Annotated in this window: 20 protein-coding genes; 5 read left to right on the top strand and 15 right to left on the bottom strand. The window is 56.7% G+C overall.

Annotated features, from left to right (window positions below; translation table 11 throughout):
• Window positions 1-521: 521 nt before the first annotated feature.
• From CH74_RS07895 to CH74_RS07885, 3 genes are all read left to right on the top strand, one after another.
• Window positions 522-2,300, top strand: a complete 1,779-nt coding sequence (locus CH74_RS07895) for a monovalent cation:proton antiporter-2 (CPA2) family protein (protein WP_082140341.1) — start codon at window positions 522-524, stop codon at window positions 2,298-2,300.
• Window positions 2,301-2,457: 157 nt separating this feature from the next.
• Complete coding sequence (locus CH74_RS07890; protein WP_156181434.1) at window positions 2,458-3,876, top strand: hypothetical protein; 1,419 nt, start codon at window positions 2,458-2,460, stop codon at window positions 3,874-3,876.
• 269 nt (window positions 3,877-4,145) lie between these two features.
• Window positions 4,146-4,511 carry a hypothetical protein gene (locus CH74_RS07885; RefSeq protein ID WP_048306921.1) on the top strand — a complete coding sequence of 122 codons (366 nt, stop codon included), beginning with the start codon at window positions 4,146-4,148 and terminating at the stop codon, window positions 4,509-4,511.
• Between the two features lie 137 nt (window positions 4,512-4,648).
• On the opposite strand, the gene CH74_RS07880 is transcribed toward CH74_RS07885, so the two are convergent.
• The 14 genes from CH74_RS07880 to CH74_RS07815 form a co-directional block, all read right to left on the bottom strand.
• A complete protein-coding gene (locus CH74_RS07880; protein ID WP_216594730.1) occupies window positions 4,649-5,455 on the bottom strand; it encodes a DMT family transporter in 807 nt (268 codons plus the stop codon).
• A 103-nt stretch (window positions 5,456-5,558) separates the two neighbouring features.
• Window positions 5,559-6,035, bottom strand: a complete 477-nt coding sequence (locus CH74_RS07875) for a peroxiredoxin (protein WP_048306919.1) — start codon at window positions 6,033-6,035, stop codon at window positions 5,559-5,561.
• 111 nt (window positions 6,036-6,146) lie between these two features.
• Window positions 6,147-6,575: a GFA family protein gene (locus CH74_RS07870; RefSeq protein WP_048306918.1), complete on the bottom strand. Its 429-nt coding sequence runs from the start codon at window positions 6,573-6,575 to the stop codon at window positions 6,147-6,149.
• Between the two features lie 40 nt (window positions 6,576-6,615).
• Window positions 6,616-6,906, bottom strand: a complete 291-nt coding sequence (locus CH74_RS07865; RefSeq protein ID WP_048306917.1) for a nucleotidyltransferase family protein — start codon at window positions 6,904-6,906, stop codon at window positions 6,616-6,618.
• Between the two features lie 72 nt (window positions 6,907-6,978).
• Window positions 6,979-8,841 (bottom strand): ABC transporter ATP-binding protein, encoded by a 1,863-nt coding sequence (locus tag CH74_RS07860; protein ID WP_048306916.1) that lies wholly within the window; start codon window positions 8,839-8,841, stop codon window positions 6,979-6,981.
• A gap of 81 nt (window positions 8,842-8,922) precedes the next feature.
• Window positions 8,923-10,962: a complex I subunit 5 family protein gene (locus tag CH74_RS19490; protein ID WP_253273003.1), complete on the bottom strand. Its 2,040-nt coding sequence runs from the start codon at window positions 10,960-10,962 to the stop codon at window positions 8,923-8,925.
• Window positions 10,908-12,140 carry a complex I subunit 5 family protein gene (locus CH74_RS07850; protein ID WP_253273005.1) on the bottom strand — a complete coding sequence of 411 codons (1,233 nt, stop codon included), beginning with the start codon at window positions 12,138-12,140 and terminating at the stop codon, window positions 10,908-10,910. Before CH74_RS07850 ends, CH74_RS19490 begins: the two co-directional genes overlap by 55 nt.
• Window positions 12,141-12,164: 24 nt before the next feature.
• A complete protein-coding gene (locus tag CH74_RS07845) occupies window positions 12,165-13,637 on the bottom strand; it encodes a complex I subunit 5 family protein (protein ID WP_048306915.1) in 1,473 nt (490 codons plus the stop codon).
• Window positions 13,634-13,942 (bottom strand): sodium:proton antiporter, encoded by a 309-nt coding sequence (locus CH74_RS07840; protein WP_048306914.1) that lies wholly within the window; start codon window positions 13,940-13,942, stop codon window positions 13,634-13,636. The genes CH74_RS07845 and CH74_RS07840 overlap by 4 nt, the downstream gene beginning before the upstream one ends.
• Complete coding sequence (locus tag CH74_RS07835; RefSeq protein ID WP_053070674.1) at window positions 13,939-14,655, bottom strand: MnhB domain-containing protein; 717 nt, start codon at window positions 14,653-14,655, stop codon at window positions 13,939-13,941. Before CH74_RS07835 ends, CH74_RS07840 begins: the two co-directional genes overlap by 4 nt.
• Window positions 14,642-14,947, bottom strand: a complete 306-nt coding sequence (locus CH74_RS07830; RefSeq protein ID WP_048306913.1) for a DUF4040 domain-containing protein — start codon at window positions 14,945-14,947, stop codon at window positions 14,642-14,644. Before CH74_RS07830 ends, CH74_RS07835 begins: the two co-directional genes overlap by 14 nt.
• Entirely contained in the window at window positions 14,944-15,276 is a 333-nt protein-coding gene (gene mnhG, locus CH74_RS07825; RefSeq protein WP_048306912.1) for a monovalent cation/H(+) antiporter subunit G, read from the bottom strand. The genes CH74_RS07830 and mnhG overlap by 4 nt, the downstream gene beginning before the upstream one ends.
• On the bottom strand, window positions 15,273-15,533 hold the full coding sequence (locus CH74_RS07820) for a monovalent cation/H+ antiporter complex subunit F (protein ID WP_048306911.1): 261 nt from the start codon (window positions 15,531-15,533) through the stop codon (window positions 15,273-15,275). The genes mnhG and CH74_RS07820 overlap by 4 nt, the downstream gene beginning before the upstream one ends.
• Window positions 15,530-16,057 (bottom strand): Na+/H+ antiporter subunit E, encoded by a 528-nt coding sequence (locus CH74_RS07815; protein WP_048306910.1) that lies wholly within the window; start codon window positions 16,055-16,057, stop codon window positions 15,530-15,532. The genes CH74_RS07820 and CH74_RS07815 overlap by 4 nt, the downstream gene beginning before the upstream one ends.
• A gap of 211 nt (window positions 16,058-16,268) precedes the next feature.
• On the opposite strand from CH74_RS07815, the gene CH74_RS07810 reads away from it, so the two are divergent.
• On the top strand, window positions 16,269-16,559 hold the full coding sequence (locus CH74_RS07810) for a winged helix-turn-helix domain-containing protein (protein ID WP_048306909.1): 291 nt from the start codon (window positions 16,269-16,271) through the stop codon (window positions 16,557-16,559).
• Window positions 16,560-16,628: 69 nt separating this feature from the next.
• Here CH74_RS07810 and CH74_RS07805 read toward each other — a convergent pair whose 3' ends face one another.
• Window positions 16,629-18,281 (bottom strand): peptidoglycan DD-metalloendopeptidase family protein, encoded by a 1,653-nt coding sequence (locus CH74_RS07805; RefSeq protein WP_048306908.1) that lies wholly within the window; start codon window positions 18,279-18,281, stop codon window positions 16,629-16,631.
• Window positions 18,282-19,132: 851 nt separating this feature from the next.
• Here CH74_RS07805 and CH74_RS07800 point away from each other — a divergent pair.
• The coding region (locus CH74_RS07800; RefSeq protein WP_048306907.1) for a DEAD/DEAH box helicase at window positions 19,133-20,376 on the top strand (1,244 nt) is incomplete at its 3' end.

The raw sequence follows: 20,376 nt of genomic DNA, 5'->3' as shown, positions 1-20,376 counted from the left end.
CTGCAGGTTTTCAGCGATTGGATTTTCAGGCCTAAACCGCACGCGCTTGCGCATGTCGCCTAAATTAAATGTCAATTGATATAGATATGAAACCAGTAATTCAGGAAGAAGTAAGCGGGTGTGGTATTGCAGCGAGCGCTACTCTGTATGGGCATTAGTTATACCGAGGCCAAACGGAACGCAAATGATCTGGGTATTCAAATCGTAGCAGTACGACTTTTATGGCCGCCTCTGCCGGAATGCCGCATTGTTCCAGCTGCCCTCAAGCAAGGCGTTGTCGCTCTCTGAGCGCTGGTTCGAGCCCAAGGTGTTCAACAAAAGGGATAAAGTGGCGATCTAGAAGCAGTAGAGGTCGCTGTGTCTCTATGCAAAACGTCACAATGATCACAGCAGCGGCCTTTCTGACCGTGATGCCTTTTTCGCGTAGTGTCCGATAGTTCGTTCGAACCTTTGTCGTACATGCTTGCAATTGCTGCAGTCATTGTTTTTGACATCACACCGCATAAAGATAGGAGCCACCCGTGCCGAGCTTTGATCCCACCGCCCTGGAACTGCGTTTCTGGGAAGCCCTTGGGCTGATCGTGATGGCCTGTCTATTCGTTCCGTTGTTTCGTAGGCTCGGGCTTGGCTCGATCATCGGTTATCTGGTGGCGGGTATTGCGGCAGCGCTAGTGTTGCCGTTCAGTATGTCGGAGCACCCGGAGGAGCTGCTGCATTTCGCAGAGTTCGGTATCGTGCTGTTTCTGTTCGTGATCGGCCTCGAGTTCAGGCCGGCACGACTGTGGGAGCTACGCGGCACGATCTTCGGCCGCGGCCTCGTCAAGGTGCTGGCTTGTGGCGCAGTGCTGGCCATTCCTCCGCTGTTGTTCGGTTTGAACTGGCAGGCCAGCCTGATCATCGGCCTTGGCCTAGCCCTTTCGTCCACGGCGCTGGTAGTTCAGGTGCTGGACGAAAAGGGTGAGCGGGGCAGCGAGTATGGCCAGGCGTCCTTTTCGGTCTTGCTGTTCGAGGATCTAGCGATCGTTCCTCTACTGCTTCTGGTTCAGCTGCTGTCTCCCACTGGCGAAGAAATGAGTCTCGGCCACAATCTTTTAGCCGTTGGCGTCGGCATTCTGGCCATCGGGTTGCTGATTGCGGTCGGTCGTTTTGCACTCGAGCCCATGTTTCGTATATTGGCTCGCGCGCGGATGCCGGAGATCATGACCGCAAGCGCCCTCGGGGTGGTTATTGCGTCCGGACTACTTATGGATCTTGCCGGCATGTCCTATGCGATGGGAGCGTTCATTGCCGGTGTCATGCTGGCGGAGTCGTCTTATCGGCATGAAGTCGAAGCCGATATCGAGCCGTTTCGCGGCCTGTTCCTGGGGCTGTTCTTCATCGCCGTGGGGTTGTCTCTCGATCTGAACAGCGTGATGGATAACGCACTGCTGATTCTTGTCGCGGTGCCGCTTTTCATGGCCCTAAAGGGGCTTGCGATCTATCTGGTTTCACGGCTGTTTCGGTCAAGTCACGAGACCTCAGCACGTACGGCTCTGGCTCTGGCGCAGCACGGCGAATTCGGCTTCGTGCTGTTCTCGTCGGCGGCATCCGCTGCGCTGTTGGATAACGAGACCGCTTCCATTCTGGTGGCTATCGTCACCCTGTCCATGGCGGCGTCTTCCGTACTTGATCGGGTCGATGGCTGGCTTTTCAGTGCCACTAGGTCCAAATCCATCGATGAAGATTTCAGCGATGCGGGGGGTGCGGTGCTGATCGTCGGTTTCGGCCGCTTTGGTCAGATCGTTGCGCAGCCGCTATTGGCGGAGCGCCTGTCCGTTACCATCATCGACAACGACGCGGAGCGGGTACACGAGGCGGGACGCTTTGGTTCTCGCGTGCACTTCGGCGACGGCACACGTCGTGACGTGCTCCAGGCGGCGGGCGCGATGGAGGCGCGGCTGGTCATTGTATGCGTTGACGATCCGGATGCGTGCGACCGAATTGTGGCTCTAGTGCAGCGGGATTTCGATCACCTGGACATATTGGCCCGCGCCTATGATCGCATTCATGCGATCAAGCTCATCAATATGGACGTAAAAAGTGCGGTGCGGGAAACGATCGATGGCGCCTTTTGCGTTGGCACCCACGCACTGACCGCGCTTGGTTATTGCGATGCGGATGCCAAGGAAATCATCGAGCGAGTGCGTTCTCGTGATCAAGCGCTATTGGATAGTCAGACGATCGCTGGACGCGGGGCGCCGGATCGCAACGCAACCGTCGAGCGCATTCTGCCGCAACCCTTGACCAAGACCCAACAATAAGAAGTGACTTTGATCCTGCGCGACGTAGCAATCTGATGCGACTTGCCGATTGCCTTCAGTGTAAAGAATAGGCCCTTTTTTTGAGGGTCTTTGTGCATTTGGCGTTACGGGTTCTTGATTATGCTATCCGGCAAAAGCGCTAATCAGGGTGTAAGGCATGTTAAACGCAAAAAATAATTTCGTCATTGGACCTGCGCCAGTATTTGAAAAAGAGGGCTGGAGAAACACGAGTTTAGGTAGAGACGTTGTTTTGTCCTATTCTAACGACTCCAATGTTATCTTTAGTCAGTTGTCTGATGGCAATGCTTTCGCCCTGTTTGGTTTCGCTGTTTCAGTATTGAATGAAGACCCTGTCAGTATTCTCAGCAGGAACAGCATGGCAACCATAGACCGAGAGGCAGCATTCTTGTCGGGGCGATGGGCAGCCTTTACATCTGGTCGGTGTATTTCCGATGCATCGGGTCTGATGGGTCTTTTCTATAGAGAGGTGGAGGGCTGTGTATGGATCTCCAGCTCGCCTTCTATACTGGGAAAATATATTGGCAAAGAAACCACGCGCATTGAATGGGACGTCGTCCATAGAAGCGGCATTGACTGGGTTCCAGCACCGTACACGACGCGAAAAGAGGTATACCGCCTGCTCCCTCAAAGAGCTATCGAGCCAATAACAGGAGTCATAAGTGCTCAGGCGCCAGACCTGGAAACCGGCCCCGATTTGATACAGTCCTTGACCAACGCTATGTCTCAATGCAAAAGCAACCATGAAAATACATGGTTGTCACTGACGGCAGGATTGGACACTCGCGTCTTGTTAGCTATCGCCAAAAATACAGGAAGCAATTTTAAAACCTATACTAATAAATACAAAAAGCTGCCAAAGAAGGATTTTAAATTTCCGCCTAGGATAGCCAAGCTAGCAGGGTTTGGTCATGAATTTTGGGTGCCTACAGACGTAGATGCAGAGAAAAGAAAATACGAATTATTGGAAGCATCTGATAGCTTTATTATTAATGGTGAGAACAACGGTTATATTTTGGGGATGGGAGAAAACTGTTTTTCTTCGGGCGATGTAGTATTGCATGGTGCCGGGTTTGAGGTGGGTAGATGCTATTATTGGCCTAAGTTATCTTCAGAAAAGCCCAAAGATGCTCATGAGATACTTCGTCCGTTGAATAGCGCTGCAAGATCGGATGATTGGTACGACGCGATTAATTGCTATATTGAATCCCTGGACGAAAAACTGGCCTTGGATATGGATTGGCGAGATAGATTTTACCTCGATCAAAGGATCGGGTCTTTTGGAGCCGCACACCATTTTTATAGCGATTACCAAGGATTGAAAAGACTTGATATCGCCAACTCTTTTTGGGTCATGAAACTATTGCTTGAATACAGCCCCGAATCCAGAAAAACCGGTACTGCGCAGATCAATGTCATCCGCCAGGTTGATCCAAAACTTCTTTCTATTCCGATCAACCCTGAAAACAAAGTTGCTAACATTATTAAAATAATGACTCCTCATGCTGTAAAAATAGAGATTAATAAATCATTGAAAAAGCGGGGCCTTAAGTTCTGAACGCGAGTTTCTAAATGTAGAATTTTTGATGATCATATTGAGGAGCTGCTGCACTTTGCCGAGTTTGGCATGGCGCAGTAGTTCCTATTGGTGATTGACACCGAGTTCAAGCTAGCGCGACGCTAGCGATTGTGCGGCACGGCCTTGTGCTTATCCTTTATTTTTTACAGGTTTCGTAGACTGCAGGAAGCTTTTCACTGTAGTCGATGGAGCAGGCGTTGCCAGAATCGATATAGAATATGACCACATAGATCGGATGGGTACCCCACATGAGCAAGCGTCGATTCCATGGGCTGATACTGCCCGCATTTTTTCTCATCTTGGGTGGTCCAGTGCTGGCCCAGGATGATTGCACCCCAATCGACTTCGAGCCTGAAGCGGACTCCACCGTCATCGCCGATATGATCCTGCCGGAGCAAACGCTTTGTTATCAACTGATTACCGAGGCCGATCAGCAGGTTTCATTGCAGGTGCTTGAAGATGACAATATCAGCGCTTTGCTCCAGGATCCGATGGACCCCCAGAAGTTCCCGCATGTTCCTTCCGATCAGCATGCCTACCAGATACTGGTGAAACAGATAAAGCGAACGGTAACGCCTCAGTATTTCCGGGTTGCGATTAGCGTGGAGCCCTGAATCGATGTACGGGCGCCTTGTCCTGACGTTAGATAAAGAGCTTTGATGTTCGAAATAAAATTGCCCAGCACGTTTGGTCTCGGAGAAGAAGTCGAGTAGATAAAAAATTGCCGATGTTTTCTGACCTTCACATCGAGCTATTTGAAATAGCGCAGCAACACCACACCCAGGAGCGTCGTCATGGTCGAGAAGACCTTGCCCAGATCAAGGCGCTCTTTCAAAAAGAACACGCCGATCAATAGCGCAAACACGATGCTCGTCTCGCGCAGTGCCGTGACTAATGCGATGGGGGCCTGAGTAAACGCCCAGGTCACCAGCGCGTAGGCGATGAATGCTGCACTGCCACCGATCACGAAGGTCTTTCGGCCCTTCCCCACAATATCACGCAGAGCATTGGGTGAGGTGGTCATCAGGTAGAGTGCCATGACGATGCCGTTTCCAATCGCCAGCCAGCAATAATAACCCAGCGATGTGCCGGCGTGACGCGCCCCCATGCCGTCCACCAGCGAATAGGATGCGATGAAGCCACCGGTGATCAAGGCAAGCCAGGCCGCATGGCCATTGCGCAGACCGTCTGCACGGCGAACCAGCGAGAGGCTTAAAATTCCCACACCGATCACGACGATTGCTATGAGTTCTATAGGGGTCAGATAAACTCCTAGAACGATTACGGAAAACAGCGTAACGATCAGGGGCGCGGAGCCTCGCGCGATAGGGTAAACCTGGGTGAGATCGCCCAGGCGGTAGGATTGCAGTAGGAACAGCTGATAGCCCATATGCAGGACAAGCGCTGCGACCAGGAAAGGAATGCTTTCCGGTGCGGGCAGCGGCACGAAAGGCATGATCACTAAAGCAAGAGGGACGTTGCCCAGTATGACGGCGCCCATGCTCACTCGCACATCGGCGCTACCTTTGACCAGTGCATTCCATACGGCGTGAAGCATGGCTGCGCCGATAACAGCGAAAAACACGGTAGTGGTCATGGTGATTTACTTAATTCAGGAACCCAACCGAGCAATCCGGCTGGGTTCTCTTTCATGATGCTGGTTAGAGTTGTTCCAATACCGTTTCGGCGCTGCTTTCCTGCACGCCTTTGCTGTCTACGCCGAGATATTCCACTACGCCGTCGTTGGCGATCAGCGCAAAGCGCTTGCTGCGAATGCCCATGCCGCCGCCGGTGGCGTCCAGTTCCAGGCCCAGCGCCTGGGTAAATTCCGCATTGCCATCGGCGAGCATCTTGATCTGCTGGGCGTTCTGATCCTTCTGCCAGGCGTCCAGCACGAAAGCGTCGTTGACCGCCATGCAGACAATAGTGTCGATGCCCTTGGCGAGAATGTCGTCCGCCTTGATCACGAAGCCGGGCATGTGAGTGTTCGAACAGCCCGGCGTGAAGGCACCGGGGACCGCGAACAGCACCACCCGCTTGCCGGCAAGCAGCTCGCCGGTAGAAATATCTTCCGGGCCGTTGGCGCCGTTGGTCTTGAGGGTGACATCAGGAATCTTGTCGCCTACGGAAATGGTCATCTGTGCGTCCTTTCTGAAATGAGCAAAATTGCCCGTAGATGATGAGCGCGCAGACAGCGCAGAGCAAGTGGGTGAGCGGGAGAATCCTGGCACTGAAACCTTTGCCCGACGTTACTCCGGCGCGGCGCCGAAGGCCTCTAAGACTTCCTGACCGGTCATGTTCTTAGTTGAATTGGCGAAGTCGTAGAAGTCGGGTTTTTCGTCGATGAATATCTGCTGCTCGAAAATCCAGGGCGGATTGTCATCGATCAGACCTGTCGGGATGGCGTAGTGACCATCTTGCTTGAGCCGATAGAAGAGGTGGGTGCCGCACTGACGACAGAAACCGCGCTCCGCCCAGTCCGAAGAGGCGTAGATCGTGACATCCTCCTCGCCCTGGATGCATACCCCGTGGTGTGCTTCGACGTCAAACATTGGACCACCGCCCCACTTACGGCACATGTTGCAGTGGCAGGCATCTACCTGGTGATTATCGATTGTGAAGGTCAGATCTACCGCGCCGCAGAGACAACTGCCCCGGCATTCGTGAGTTGTTGACATACTGAAGTCCTCGGAAGGAATTTCGAGGACTTTAGTGTAGTCATAGATCCTTGGCTTCTGACAGCACTCGGTCACGCAAATGTCGGTTAAGCTCGTGTTCGGGAATCAGGTCCACTCGATGACCGGTAATCTCTTCCAGGCGTTCTGCCAAAGGTAGGCGTTGAGTAAAGAGATCGTAGCCCGGCTCGAAGTCGACCAGAAAATCCACATCACTCTCGGTACTTTCTTCGCCTCGTGCCACCGACCCAAACACTCGAATGCGTCGGGCACCAAATTCATGTCCGGCTGCAATGATGGCCGTGCGCTGCTGATGCAGTTGATCCAGAAGCATGATAACTACCTCGGAGCGTATTTATCGATATTAGACAGCATGTTGCTATAGTTTAACGAGAGCAAGTTGGAACTATTTATACCCCGCCGCCTGCAACCTAAACAGCTGCGCATAACGCCCTTCCCGGGCAAGCAGCGTTTCATGGGAGCCGTGCTCGATGATACGGCCGCCGTCGATGACCACGATCTGGTCCGCTGCACGCACCGTGGAAAAACGATGCGAGATCAAAAGCGTCATGCGCTCCCGGGCGTGGCGGCGGAACTGCTCGAAGACCTGGGCCTCGGCGGCGGCGTCCATGGCGGCGGTGGGCTCATCCAGCACCAGAATGTCCGCTTCTTCGCGCATGTAGGCCCGGGCCAGGGCGATCTTCTGCCATTGGCCCCCGGAAAGCTCCTGGCCGTTTTTGAACCAGCGTCCGAGCTGGGTATGGTAGCCATGTTCCATGCGCTCGATGAAGTTGTTGGCCATGCCTTGGCGGGCGGCACGCTCCCAGCGCTCGGTATCCGTGAAGGCGCCAACATCACCGACGCCGAGGTTCTCGCCAACCTGCAGCTGGTAGCGTTCGAAATCCTGAAAGATTACGCCGATTCGCCGACGCAGGGTGGCGTCATCCCACTCTTTCAGGTCGCTGCCGTCGAGCAGAATTCGCCCCTCGCTTGGGTCGTAGAGCCGGGTCAGCAGCTTGATCAGCGTGGTCTTGCCGGAGCCGTTCTGGCCCACCAGCGCCAGGCTTTCACCTGGGCGCAGGTGCAGATCGATATTCTCAAGCACCGGCGTCTGAGTGCCAGGATAGGTAAAGCCGACGCTCTCGAAGCGGATGCCGTCGCCGGGCAGAGCGCCTTGGGTCAGCATGCCGGTGGAGGGCGCCACCGGCTGTTCCAGATATTCATACAGATTGGACAGATACAGATTGTCCTCGTACATGCCGCTGATGGCGGTCAGGCTTGCCGAGAGCGCCGACTGGCCTTGCTTGAAAACCATCAGGTACATGGTCATGTCCCCCAGGGTCAGGCGTCCCCCGATGGTTTCAATCACCACCCAGCCATAGGCGCCGTAGAAGGCCAGCGTACCCAGCAGGCCGAGCAGGAATCCCCAGCTGTCACGACGGATCGTCAGGCGTCGATCCTCGGCGTAGAGGCTCTCGAAAATATCTCGATAGCGCTTCAAGAACAACGGTTCCAGGCCGAACAGCTTGACCTCCTTGATGCTGTCTTCCCGGGCCAGCACGGTCTCCAGATACATCTGCATGCGGGTTTGCGGTGAGCGCCAGCGAAACAGACGAAAGGCATCTCCGGAGAATTTGGCCTCGGAGACGAACACCGGCAGGGCGCCGATCAACAGAATCAGCAGCGCCCAGGGCGAGAACTGCACCAGCAGCACCGCGAAGCTGGCAAGAGATATAGCGTTCTGCAGCAGGCCGAAGGTCTTGGTAACCAACGCCAGCGGCCGGGTCGAGGCCTCGCGGCGGGCCCGGGTCAGCTTGTCATAGAACTCCGAGTCCTCGAACTGGGAAAGCGTCAGGGTGCCGGCCTTCTCGAGAATCATCACGTTGACCTTCTGGCCCAGCAGCGCCCGCAACAGGGATTGCTGCGCCGAAAGACCGCGCTGGGCCAGGGCGATCAGGGCAATCACCAACGCTTCCAGGGCCACGTAACGCAGCACCGGCCAGAGCGTGGCAAATTCCAGCGGGCTATCTGTCTGGCTGTGCAGCGCCATGGCCGCCACTACTGCATCGACGATCAGCTTGCCGACCCAGGCCGCTACCGCGGGCAGTACACCGGCAACGAGGGTGCAGATCGCAAGGCCAAGGGTCAAGCCACGAGACGTCTCCCATACCAGCCCGAGGGCGCGGCGACTATAGCGAAAGACACTGAAGAAACCGGTTAGAGAGCCGTTGCCGGCAGAAGCGTAGGATTGAGCTTGGGACGAGGACAAGGCGCGTATCCGAGACTAATTGAAGCCATCAGTATACGCGCCGGACAGGCGGGGTTTTCAATATCAAACCCTCATGGATATTTACCAGAACATGGCCAACAATAGCCCCACCAGCACCGTGCCGAACACGAGATTGGCCAGCTGCTGACCGCGCCGGTCCGCAAGGTTCAATGCTTGTCGAGAGCATTGCAGCGCGAAGGCGTAAAGCCATCCGGGCATGGCGCGATAAAGTGCCATAGGAGGCTGATTGAAAAGGTGCTTGCGACGGCCAGCCAGGTGTTGGCGCAGGGTCTGGGTCGAACGACCCAGGGGTATCAGAATGTCGCCGCTTGGGATCGACCAGTCGCGTTTGTGATCGTGCAAGTAATAGGCCCCCAGCATCAGCGTGGCTCCAAGTAGAATCGGCCAGGTCTGTGACCAGAGGGCACCGAAGGCCAGGGTTTTCCTGGTCGCCTCGGCGTAACCCGGCAGCCACCAGGCAGCAATTGCGACCAGCGCCACGCTGATCAGCCAACCCAGCCACATGGCATCGCTGGGTTCCTGGTGAGCGTCGCCGCGGGGCCATACCAGATAGAGAAATCGCAGCATCAGTAAAGTACTGCCAGCTGCCCCCAGAGCGACGATCGGCAAGAGCGCATCGATCTCGCTACCGGTGATGGGTAGCTTTAGCGCTGCCTTGGCCAGGGCGCCACTGGTCAACGGCGCTCCGACGATGGCAAGGGCCGGAATGAACAGCATGATCAAGGTCGCCCATTTGACGAGCCCGGTGATCGGGGCCGACGGAGAAACGGCGGTGGCCAGGAACAGGGCGCCCTTGGCCAGACCATGATGCAGGGCATAAAGTGCCAGGGCGGGAATCAGAAGCGGGGCCAAGGCTGGTTGCCAGAGAGCGACGCCGACGCCGGTGGTCATCAGCCCCATCTGACTGATGGTGGAATAGGCCAGCACTACCTTGGCTTCCTGTTGCATTGTGCCCACCACCGCGCCATAGAAGACACCCAGCAGACCAATGACGGTCAAGAGAATTCCCCATACCTCCCACCCCGGTAGCCCCAAAGGCAGAAAACGCAGCCAGCCCAGTAGCCCTGCCGCTACCATGGCGCCGCTCAATACCGCACTCGCCGGGGCCGGGGCGACGGGATGAGCCAGCGGCAGCCATACGTGCAGGGGCAAAAGACCCGCTTTTATACCGAAGCCAACCACGAGCAGTGCCATCAGCCAGTGGCTATCGAGGCTTTCGGCAAGATCCGCGATCATCAGGCTGTTGGCGTTGTTGACCATCGTGATCATGGCGGCGAACAGGCACATCTCGCCGATGACTACCAGGCGAATGTAGAGGCGTCCTGCCTGGTTGGCCCGGGCGTCGCCTCGATGAATGACGAGGCCGTAGCTTGCAAAGCTCATCAAGGTAAAGAAGACAATGAAGCTCGAGACATCCGCGGCCAGAATCAAGCCGAAATTACCGATCATCGCCAGCAGGAAGCAGCCGGCAAAGCGCCCTTGATGGGCATCGTTGCGCAGGTAGCCGCGTGCGTAGATACCACAGGTCAGCCACAGCAAGGCTGTGAAGAGCAAGAATATCTGACCCAGTTCATCGAGGCGCAGCACGCTGCCCAGGAACAGCCAGGAAACGATGTTGGCGGAATCCACCGGGAAAAGCGCCAGTATCAAGGCCGGCAGCGCCGCCCAGGGCAGCAGTCGCAGCACGCTCGTGTGTAGTCTTGGGATCAGGGTCAATAAAGCGCACAGGGTTGGAACTGCAAGAGAAACGATGATCAACCACTGAGGCTGGGTAAAGGGCAGCTCGGCGATGGCGGTCATGTCATATTCCCGGGCGGCGATCAGCTTGCTCCATTCCAGAGGGCTGAACGAGGATTTCGAGAACAATCCTGCGGCCAAGGATAGGGCCGCGGTGATCAGCGGCGGCAACAGTAGCATCCAGTGGGTCTCGAGACGCCCGACCTTGGGTGTGGCAGGATCGGCCCCGGGGGCCTTGAACCAGGCAGCATGAAGAATGGGCAGGAAATAGGCGGCGTTGAGCAGGCTGCTGCCGATCAGCACGGCGATTACCCAGTAGGAACCGCCTTCCAGGGCGCCGTAGCCGATGTACCATTTCGACACGAATCCCGCCAGGGTGGAACCCCGATCATTCCCAAGGCGGCAATGGTAAAGGCCGCCATGGTCCAGGGCATGCGTCGCCCCACGCCGTTCATCTGACTGACCTTGGTAATGCCCAGGGTCTCGTCCAGATTGCCGGCGCAGAAGAACAGCGTGATTTTCATCAGCCCTTGATGCACCAGATGCACGATACCGCCGATGGTGGCGATAGGGCCGGCAATGGCGGTGCCGAGCGCAATGTAGGAGACCTGACTGACCGTGGAGTAGGCCAGGCGACGCTTGAGCCCGTCTTGGAAGAGCGCCATGGTGGAGCCATACAGGATGGTGATGGCGGCGGCGATGGCAAGCGGTGTGGTCACGCCCAGTGCAGCGGAAAACTCAACGCCGTACACATCGTAGACGACCCGGGAGATGCCGAAGGCACCCGCCTTGACCACGGCCACCGCGTGCAACAAGGCACTGACCGGGGCGGGGGCGACCATGGAGGCCGGCAGCCAGCTGTGCAGCGGCACCAGCGCTGCCTTGACGCCGAGACCGGCGATCAGCAGCAAGAATATGCCCTGCAGTAGCGTCGGTGACAAGTCGCTGCGCCCTGCAAGTACGCCGGTGGCGCTGAATTCGATGGGTCCGGCAACCGCCGTGAGCCAGACCACCCCCGCCAGAAACAAGGTACCGCCGAACAGGGTATAGGCCAGGTATTTTCGTCCGGCGCTGATCGATTCCGGCGTGCCCTTGTGTACCACCAGCGGATAGGTGGCCAAGGTCAGCAGCTCGTAGAAGATGAGAAAGGTGATGAGATTGCCGGAAAGCGCAATGCCTGCGGTGGAGAACACGCACAGGCTGAAAAAGCCGAAGAAGCGGCTGCGCTGGCGCGAGTGGGCCAGATAGCCAATGGCGTATAGAGTCGTGACCAGCCACAAGAGGCTAGAAAGGCTGATGAACATCAATGACCAGGCATCCGCGTGCAGCAGGAACTCTACCCCCGGCAGCAGGGCGACGCGTACCTCATACAGCTCGCCTTGAGAGACGCCCACCAACAGCGCAACCACCAGGGAGGTCTTCACCAGGGCCGCGCCCAAGTTGAGGGTGTTGCGTAACCTTGCGCGTTCCTCTGGCACGAAGAAGGTGGCAATGCCCGGAATCAACGAGCTGAGCAGGATCAGCGGCAGCAAGACGGACATTGGCTCCAAGATGAATCCTCCGGGTCAGTCGGTCACGAGATTGGCATCGAAAAGATCCAGCACCGGGGCAGCCAGAAACCCGAGTGCCAGGGCCACCAGGGCCAGAATCAACGCACTCCATTGGCGCCCAGCGGAAACGATCGTCCTTTGTGAAGAAGCTTCCATCGAGGTTGGCGGAGGCGAGACGTCGAAACACACCGCCAGTACGCGGAACACATAGGCCGCCGCAAGCAATCCGCCCAGCAGTACCACGCCGGCAAGCCACCAGGCGCCGACCTGTAGGGCACTTTGCAGCAGCAGCCACTTGGCGATGAAGCCCCCGGTGGGGGGGAGTCCGATCAGACTCACCCCGGCGATGGCCAGGGCGAACAGGGTAATGGCGGAGGGCAGATTGGCGGCGCGCAGATCCGCCAGCCGACCATGGCCGGCGGCGGTCAGGATGTTGCCAGCGGCAAGGAACATGGCGCCCTTGGCACAGGCATGCGCGATGACGAAATAAATGACCGAATCGAAGGCGGCATCGGCGACCCGAGGATCATTCAGCAAGGGGAACAGGGCAAACAGATAGCCGATCTGCGCTACCGTGGAGTAGGCCACCAGCTGCTTGAGCCGCTGGGCACGCAGCGCCTGCAGGGAACCCCAGAGAATGGCGGCGCAGCCCAAAAGCCCCAGCAGCAAGGCACCCAAATAGGTGGCGGCCTCAGTCAGGGTGTCGAACCATAGACGCAGTATCAGATAGAACGTGGCCTTGAGCACCAGGGCCGATAGCAGGGCACTGACCGGCGCTGGGGCGCCAGCGTGAGCTTGAGGCAGCCAGAAATGCAGTGGGAACAGGGCGGTCTTGAGCAGCAAACCCGCCACCATCAAGGCCAGGGCTGCCCGTTCCAGCACCCCATCACCGGTGACGTCGGCAAGCAGCGCAAGATCCAGGGTGGCATAGGCCTGATACAGCAGCGCCACCCCAAGCAGATAGCACAATGAGCCCATCAGACTGACCAGCAGATAGCGCAGGGCCGCCTGAATTGCTTCAAGTCCCGAGGAAAGCGTGACCAGCGCCACCGCGGAGAGACTTAGTATTTCGAGACCAACATAGAGATTGAAGGCATCCCCGGAAAGAAACAGGGTATTGAGCGCCGTCAGCAGCAGGCACCAGAGCGGCCAGAAGGCTCGTTCACTGGAGGAGCCCGGCGCAAAATAGCCAAGGCTGTACCAACTGACGACGGCCCCCACCAGGGCGGTAATACCGATCATCATGGCACTCAGGGTATCCGCATAGAGCACGATGCCCAGAGGCGCTTCCCAACCCCCCAGGGCATAGCGTAGGGGGGCGGATTGCGTGGACGCCACCAGTAGACAGGCAAGCCCCAGATTGACGATCACGACCGTAAGTGCCGGCCAGCGTCCGCCATGTTTCAGGGCGATACTGGCAAGTGCGCCCAGCAAGGGCAGGCTGATCAGCCAGGCAAGCAGTGCCGGTCCTGTCATCAGCTCGCTCATTTAGGACCCTCGTGGGACGCATGGGATAGCTCGTGAAGACGACAGACCAGAGTCAGGGCCAAGGCAGTAGCGCTGACCGCGACCACGATCCCGGTCAACACCAGCGCGTGAGGCACCGGATCCGTGACGAGTACGCCATCCTCGCCGCGACGGTAGGCGCTGGCGATGAACAGCATGAACACCCCGTTGCCCATGATGTTGATGGCGAGTATCCGGCGCAGCATGACGGTCGTCGTCAAGGCGACATAGAGCCCCAACAAGAACAGCGCGACGCCGCACAGGCTGAACAGCAGCGACGTGTTCATGGGCGTTCCCTAGACGGCATTACGGCACAGAAGGCCACATACAGCATGGCGGCAATCGAGAAGGTCGCAGCGGTTTCAATGGCCAGAATCCAAGCGCCGGCCCAGGCAAAGGGATAGTCGAAGTAGGTGCCGGTTACCCCCAGCATGGCCAGGGCCGAGATCAGAAAAGCGCCGGTGCCAAGCACCAACAACGCTCGAATCCGTACATCCTGATGATCCGAAAGCCAGGGGCGTCCCGAGAAGTGGGCCAGTACCCCCGCGGAGGCCAATACGGCGCCGGCCTGGAACGCGCCCCCGGGTTCCTTGGCTCCCACCCATAGCAGGTAGGCACTGACCAGTATCATCACCGGTGTAAGGTCTCGGGCGAGACTAAGCAGCAAGGGTGAGGGAAAGGCACTCTCTACGGCTCGATCGCTGAATGAAGATGGTGCTGTTTTGTGTTCACGCAGCATGCCCGCCGTTACTGCCACCAGCAGCAGCACCGCCAGTTCTAGCATGGTATCGAAGGCGCGAAAGTTGAGCAGCACGGCAGTCACAGGATTGGTGACGCCGCTGTTGGGCAGCTCTGTCGTGACGATGGCGGTCAGCGACGTCTGGGCGTTCGCCTGATGCCAAAGTGCCCAGCCGAGCACCAGCGCGATGCCGATCAAGGCAATGGCGAGTAAGAGACGACCTAGCAGAGGGACAGCGGAATCGGTATCAGGTGCGTTCATCGTCTACTCCCGGTGATGAGGAGGATTCATTCCTACCATGGGCTCGGTGATCCCTTGCAGCGGGCTGTAGACGGCGCCAGGCGGCCAGCAGCAGAGCGCCGGTCAGCCCTGCCCCGATCGCCGCTTCGGCGATGGCAATATCCGGTGCGCCGAGCCTTGCCCAGGTAAGGGCAATGATCAAACCGGTGCTGATGAACAGCACGATGCCGGTGAAAACATCCCGCACAGTCAGTGATAGCGTGGCAAAGCTCAAAAGACCCAGGATCAGCAGGAGATCGAATACATGCGTCATGGGCCTGGCTCCTTTTGTTGAAGGTCTGACTCAAACGTCTTGTCGAGGTGGCTATCGATTCGTCGTGCCCGTCGCGCTACGAGATGACAGGTGACGGCGCCTGAAAGCATGACCATCAGCCAGATGAGTATCAGCTTCAGCCACTGGGCGGGAGAGGGTAGTTGTAAAATACCCGCCGCGACGATCAGGCCCAGTCCCAGGTTGTCTGCCTTGGTCAGCGCATGTAGACGGCTGTAGACGTCCGGAAAGCGCAACAGACCCATAGCCCCGGCGAAAAAGAACAGTACCCCTGCGGTTGCCAGCAACACACTCAGAAATTCGAGGCTCATCGCTGCTCGTCTCCGGCCAAATGAACGAAGGCGACGCTGGTAATCGGAGCGAGCACCGCCATCACCAACGCCACGTCATAAAGCCCCGTCATGTCGGTAATGAGTGCCAGAAGCACTATTATCGCAACGCCAGTGGTGCCGAAGAGCTGGGCGGCAAGCATGCGATCCGCCCGGTTGGGACCACTGAATACGCGTACCAGGCCAAGCAAGAGGGTGCATAGAAGGAGAACGGTCAGGCCGATCAAATAGGTGTTCATGACCAGGACGCTCCCGGGTTGGATTGACTGGGATCAGCGTCGGTCAACGTCAACCCGTATAGGCGTGCCACGCGCTGCTCACACTCCCGTAGATCCTGATCGTCGTCGGGCGCCCCGCGCAGGCGATGAACGATCAGTTTCTCCCTCAATAAATCGGCACTCAGTGTCCCGGGGAGAAGGCTCACGGTATTGATGAATACACGTTGCGCCGGGCCCTTCGGCAGACGCAGATCATAAACGGTAAAGCAAGGATCAATGGGCATGTTAGGCGCAAGAGCAAGTCTTGCGACGTCGATTCCACCCCGCAAGGATTCCCACAGGAAATAGGGCAAGAATTCGAGCAGCCCGAAAAATCGCGGCAATGATTGAGAAGGGGTGCCCTGATTCAGGTTCCATCCAACGATAAGCAGGATGGTCGGCAGGCCTATGATCCAGGAAGCCCAAACGCCATCGCTGAGTATCCACCAGATAAACCCTGACAGTAGTGCAGTACTTACAATGGAGCTTGCTATATGGCGGTTCATAGACGAACCTTTATTAGCGACAAATATATCGTATAAACTACGTTTCCTTGATCGCCGAGTCAAATGCTTCTCGTGAGATTCAAGCGTTAGGGCCTTGTTTCTAGCGCTTCAAACGGGCAACAAGGATCAAGCGAGAACAAGCATGTATTTCATACAAGAAATTTTTTTCTGGTAATATTATTCATATCTTATAGGCGGCCTGGAGAATGACATGGAGATAAGGGGGGGCAGTGGCTGGACGATGTTCAGCAATCACGCGCATGTGTTGATTTGCCTGGTGGAAGATCCTACACGCACGTTACGGGAAGTCGCCAATGAGGTAGGTATTACCGAACGGGCGGTACAGCGCATCGTAAGCGATCTTGAAAACGCCGAGATCATTGCACGGGAGCGGGTGGGGCGGCGCAATGTGTATCAGCTGTTCCTGGACAAACCGCTACGTCATCCGCTCGAATGCCACAAGACAATGGCGGAAGTCGTGACGTTGATTACCAAGCGCTGATGCTTTTGGCTGCCTCAAACGAAGACACCCCGCCGAAGCAGGGTGTTGGAACGGCTTATTTCGAAAAGATCAACTTCCATCGTCAGAGCGTGTGCGCTGTGTTGAGCGGCTTGCGACAACAGCCGCATTGCTGTCGCTTTCTAGCTTGGCCAGCAACTGCTTCGAATCCTGCTTGAAAGCTGCCAGGGCCTGGCCTGCAAGGTTTTGGCTTTCCGGTAGTTTGACTCGCATGGCGTCTACTTGGCGATTGTTGACCATGACCTCGTAATGAAGATGAGGACCAGTGCTGCGACCGGTATTGCCGGAAAGGGCAATTTTTTGTCCCATGCTGACACGCTCACCCTCTCGTACCAGACGCTTGGAAAGATGCATGTAGCGGGTCTTGTAGCCGTTGTCGTGACGAATCACGAGATAATTGCCTGCGCCACCTTTTTGATAGGCTGCCTTGATGACACGACCGCTTGCGGGTGTTTTTACGGACGTGCCGCTACGCATGGCGAAATCCGTGCCGCGGTGCGGGCTGATGCGACCGGTGATCGGGTGCTTGCGACGCAAGTTGAACGAAGAGCTGATCCGATAATCGCCGCTGAAAGGATGACGATTGAAGGCCGGGTCTAGGCTATTACCCTCCGGCGTGTAGAAACGATCGTCTGCGGAGTTACGCACGACGGTCAGGTTCATCTTCTTGCCTTCGTACTGGGCCGCCAGAATACGCGAACCCGCCGACTGTCCTTCGATCATGTCGGTTTCGACCAGCACCTGGAAGGTGTCACCGCGCCGTGCCTTCTTGCGAAAATCCAGTTTCTTGGATAGCAATGTCGACAGCTCTGCAATCTCGGCGTTGGACAGCCCCGTGGCGCTGGCGGACTTGGCAAAGCTACCGCTCAGCGTACCGCTGAATAGACGCTGAGTTGATTCGGAGGTCTTATCGAAAGGCGCCACCTCGAAACTATTGGCCCCGCCATCGCGTTCGATCAGATAGCCGCTACGTGTGTTTTTCATCACGCGCAGCGCCATCAGCTCGCCGGATTCATCGAGTTTGAAATCGAAGCTGTTGCCCACCCTCCAACGAGTAAGCACGTTCTTGTCGGGCATCTTGTCAAGCAGTGCCATCACTTCACTGAATCCCATGCCCAGAGTGCGCTCTGCCATGACGGCAAAAGTATCACCCTTCTGTACGGTATAGGTTTCCCAGGAAGGGACGAAGTTTTCCTTAGCGGCCAGTTCATTTTCAAGCTGTACGCCTTCCCCATCTAGAAAGATGGGATCGTTCGAGAGATCTGCGTAGGACGTACCGCCGGGTTCCAGCTCTGTTTGGGGCAACTGCAGGGCAGCATGAATTGCTGTCGCACTCAGTTGGAGTTTGACCGGCATACCTTGAACACTGGGATCGATGTCGAGTGAGCTTGCCTTTGCGCTGCGAATCCCCAGCAAATTGCTGATGTCCACTACGTCATGAGGCGTAAGGTTGGCAAGCGGGATCGCGCTTCGCGTAGCATCCTTAACCGCTGCCCTATCAATAGACAAGCCAGAAGACAGTGCATCGCTCACGGAGGCTTTGAAATCTGTAGGCAACGTAATCTGTACAAGCGATACGTCGTTTTTATCAGCGCTATCAACAGTCGCGATGATCTTGTGCACGCCCAGCACGGTAACCATGGTGGCAATAGGAAGAAGAATCAACTTGTGCGTGCGAGGCAGAGAATGAAGGATTCGCAGCATATAGGCCCGGTAACATGTCAAGTGAATAGAAAATGGCGAGGGAACCTTAACCCAAGCACCTTGGCGTTCCTACCCTGTACGCCAATACAGTGTTTTAACTCATAATCAACATAACGTTTTGTTACGTCAATAGGTCTTACAACCGAGTCATCACATCAAGTCGCTTAAGATTGCTGGTGATGACGTAAGCTACTAATCACGAAAAGCTTTTGCTGGAAAGCTAATGCCAGGTTTTAGAAGAACAGCATTCATGTTTAGCTTACTTAGTTATCAGACTGCTACTATCTTCGCACTCTCAAATCTGTTTTTTAACTGAGAATAAGCGCTTTTTTACTACACAATTCATTCTCGTTACATCTTGGACAATCGTATCAAGATTGGAGAACTCATACTTGAACAAGAGAAGCATTCATTAACTCAACAGGCTGGCAAAGTAGAGTGATCATAACAGACGCTAGCCAATGTCCTTCAACGATGGTAGTATACGCCCTCCTCGCATGTGTTGACCCTACCATCCCTGTTGATTCGGCCCTTCTTTAACATTGCCTGATGGCATTGAGGGACGATTCTCTCGCAAGGCGTGCAGCCAAGCTCAGGATGAGCCGCTGATCAAGCGCCAGGTGCGTAGATGGAACGCCAAAGTCGCCAAAGTCGCCAATTCGGCGCGGCGTGTACGGTCGCCACACTGTTCGTCTGTCTTCGCATTCTGCAATGGCAGTCATGAAACGAACAGGACGCAGGTGCGACCCGGTGCCATGTCACGTTGCCAGTGTTTTAACACTGTGCAATTGCAAGCGACAAGGCGCCACGACATTTTCCGCCGGTTTCAACCGGCTATTCAAGGTGTGATAATGACCTCGACTTCTGTCGCCTCGCCGAGCTTCGGCGACCTGGCACTGCTGCCTGCCGTGCTTTCTGCTCTAGAAACCTTGGGTTATGAAACCCCGTCGCCAATTCAGGCACAAACCATTCCAGCGCTGTTGGAAGGTCGGGACATGCTGGGCCAGGCCCAGACCGGTACCGGCAAGACTGCAGCCTTTGCACTACCAATTCTGTCAAAACTCGAACTTAACCGTCGCGAGCCTCAAGTGCTGGTGCTGGCACCTACTCGTGAGCTGGCGCAACAGGTGGCGGTGTCCTTCACCAAGTACGGCCAGAACCTCAAGGGTCTGGAAGTGGCCAGCCTATGTGGCGGTCAGGAATATCGTGAACAGCTTGGCGCTCTGCGCCGTGGCGCCCAGGTCATCGTGGGCACACCGGGTCGCGTGATAGACCATCTTGATCGCGGCAGCTTGAAGCTTGATGGCCTTTCATCACTGGTACTCGATGAAGCCGACGAAATGCTGCGCATGGGCTTCATCGACGACGTCAAGCGCGTGGTTTCCGACACGCCGACCGACGCTCAGCGCGTGTTCTTCTCCGCCACGCTGCCCGCTGAAATCGAGCGCATCGTGAATCGCTACCTGGTCGATCCGGTCAAAGTGGCCATCGAATCCAAGGCGGACACCGCAGCCAGCATCGAACAGCGTCTGGTACGCGTTGACGGCGGCGCCAAGATTGAGGCGCTGTCGCGCATTCTCGAAGTCGAGCCGGTAGATGCCGCCATCGTTTTCGTGCGTACCCGTGCCGCCTGTACCACCCTGGTCGAGCAGCTCACCGCGAGAGGCTTCAATGCCGCCGCCCTGTCTGGTGACCTGGACCAGAGCTTGCGCGAACGCACCGTGGCACGCCTCAAGCGAGGCAAGATTGATATCCTGGTCGCTACCGACGTAGCCGCCCGTGGCCTTGATGTGCCGCGTATCACCCACATCATCAATTACGACCTGCCTCAGGACAGCGAGGCCTATACGCACCGTATCGGTCGTACCGGCCGCGCGGGACGTTCCGGCATTGCCATCACCTTCGCCGGCGCTCGCGAGACCCGTAAGGTGCGTTGGCTGGAGCAGGCCACGGGTCAGACACTGACCGATACCGAACTGCCCAACGAAGCCGCAATTCGTGCGCATCGTGACGAGCGCTTCCGGGAGCGGGTCGTGGGTACGCTGACTGCCGGTGCCGAAGAGCAGCGTGCTGTCATCGAACGTCTGGTCGCCGA

Origin of the sequence: Halomonas sp. PR-M31 (genome assembly GCF_001039575.1) — a bacterium.
In the GTDB taxonomy this organism is placed as follows: Bacteria; Pseudomonadota; Gammaproteobacteria; order Pseudomonadales; family Halomonadaceae; genus Modicisalibacter.
This window is presented reverse-complemented; position numbering and strand designations above follow the sequence as displayed.

Excerpts from the sequence above, each read along its gene's own strand:
- CH74_RS07890 (WP_156181434.1), top strand. The coding sequence starts at position 2,458 with ATGTTAAACGCAAAAAATAATTTCGTCATTGGACCTGCGCCAGTATTT.
- CH74_RS07885 (WP_048306921.1), top strand. The coding sequence starts at position 4,146 with ATGAGCAAGCGTCGATTCCATGGGCTGATACTGCCCGCATTTTTTCTC.
- CH74_RS07880 (WP_216594730.1), bottom strand. The coding sequence starts at position 5,455 with ATGCTTCACGCCGTATGGAATGCACTGGTCAAAGGTAGCGCCGATGTG.
- CH74_RS07875 (WP_048306919.1), bottom strand. The coding sequence starts at position 6,035 with ATGACCATTTCCGTAGGCGACAAGATTCCTGATGTCACCCTCAAGACC.
- CH74_RS07870 (WP_048306918.1), bottom strand. The coding sequence starts at position 6,575 with ATGTCAACAACTCACGAATGCCGGGGCAGTTGTCTCTGCGGCGCGGTA.
- CH74_RS07865 (WP_048306917.1), bottom strand. The coding sequence starts at position 6,906 with ATGCTTCTGGATCAACTGCATCAGCAGCGCACGGCCATCATTGCAGCC.
- CH74_RS07850 (WP_253273005.1), bottom strand. The coding sequence starts at position 12,140 with ATGTCCGTCTTGCTGCCGCTGATCCTGCTCAGCTCGTTGATTCCGGGC.
- CH74_RS07845 (WP_048306915.1), bottom strand. The coding sequence starts at position 13,637 with ATGAGCGAGCTGATGACAGGACCGGCACTGCTTGCCTGGCTGATCAGC.
- CH74_RS07840 (WP_048306914.1), bottom strand. The coding sequence starts at position 13,942 with ATGAACACGTCGCTGCTGTTCAGCCTGTGCGGCGTCGCGCTGTTCTTG.
- CH74_RS07835 (WP_053070674.1), bottom strand. The coding sequence starts at position 14,655 with ATGAACGCACCTGATACCGATTCCGCTGTCCCTCTGCTAGGTCGTCTC.
- CH74_RS07830 (WP_048306913.1), bottom strand. The coding sequence starts at position 14,947 with ATGACGCATGTATTCGATCTCCTGCTGATCCTGGGTCTTTTGAGCTTT.
- mnhG (WP_048306912.1), bottom strand. The coding sequence starts at position 15,276 with ATGAGCCTCGAATTTCTGAGTGTGTTGCTGGCAACCGCAGGGGTACTG.
- CH74_RS07820 (WP_048306911.1), bottom strand. The coding sequence starts at position 15,533 with ATGAACACCTATTTGATCGGCCTGACCGTTCTCCTTCTATGCACCCTC.
- CH74_RS07815 (WP_048306910.1), bottom strand. The coding sequence starts at position 16,057 with ATGAACCGCCATATAGCAAGCTCCATTGTAAGTACTGCACTACTGTCA.
- CH74_RS07810 (WP_048306909.1), top strand. The coding sequence starts at position 16,269 with ATGGAGATAAGGGGGGGCAGTGGCTGGACGATGTTCAGCAATCACGCG.
- CH74_RS07805 (WP_048306908.1), bottom strand. The coding sequence starts at position 18,281 with ATGCTGCGAATCCTTCATTCTCTGCCTCGCACGCACAAGTTGATTCTT.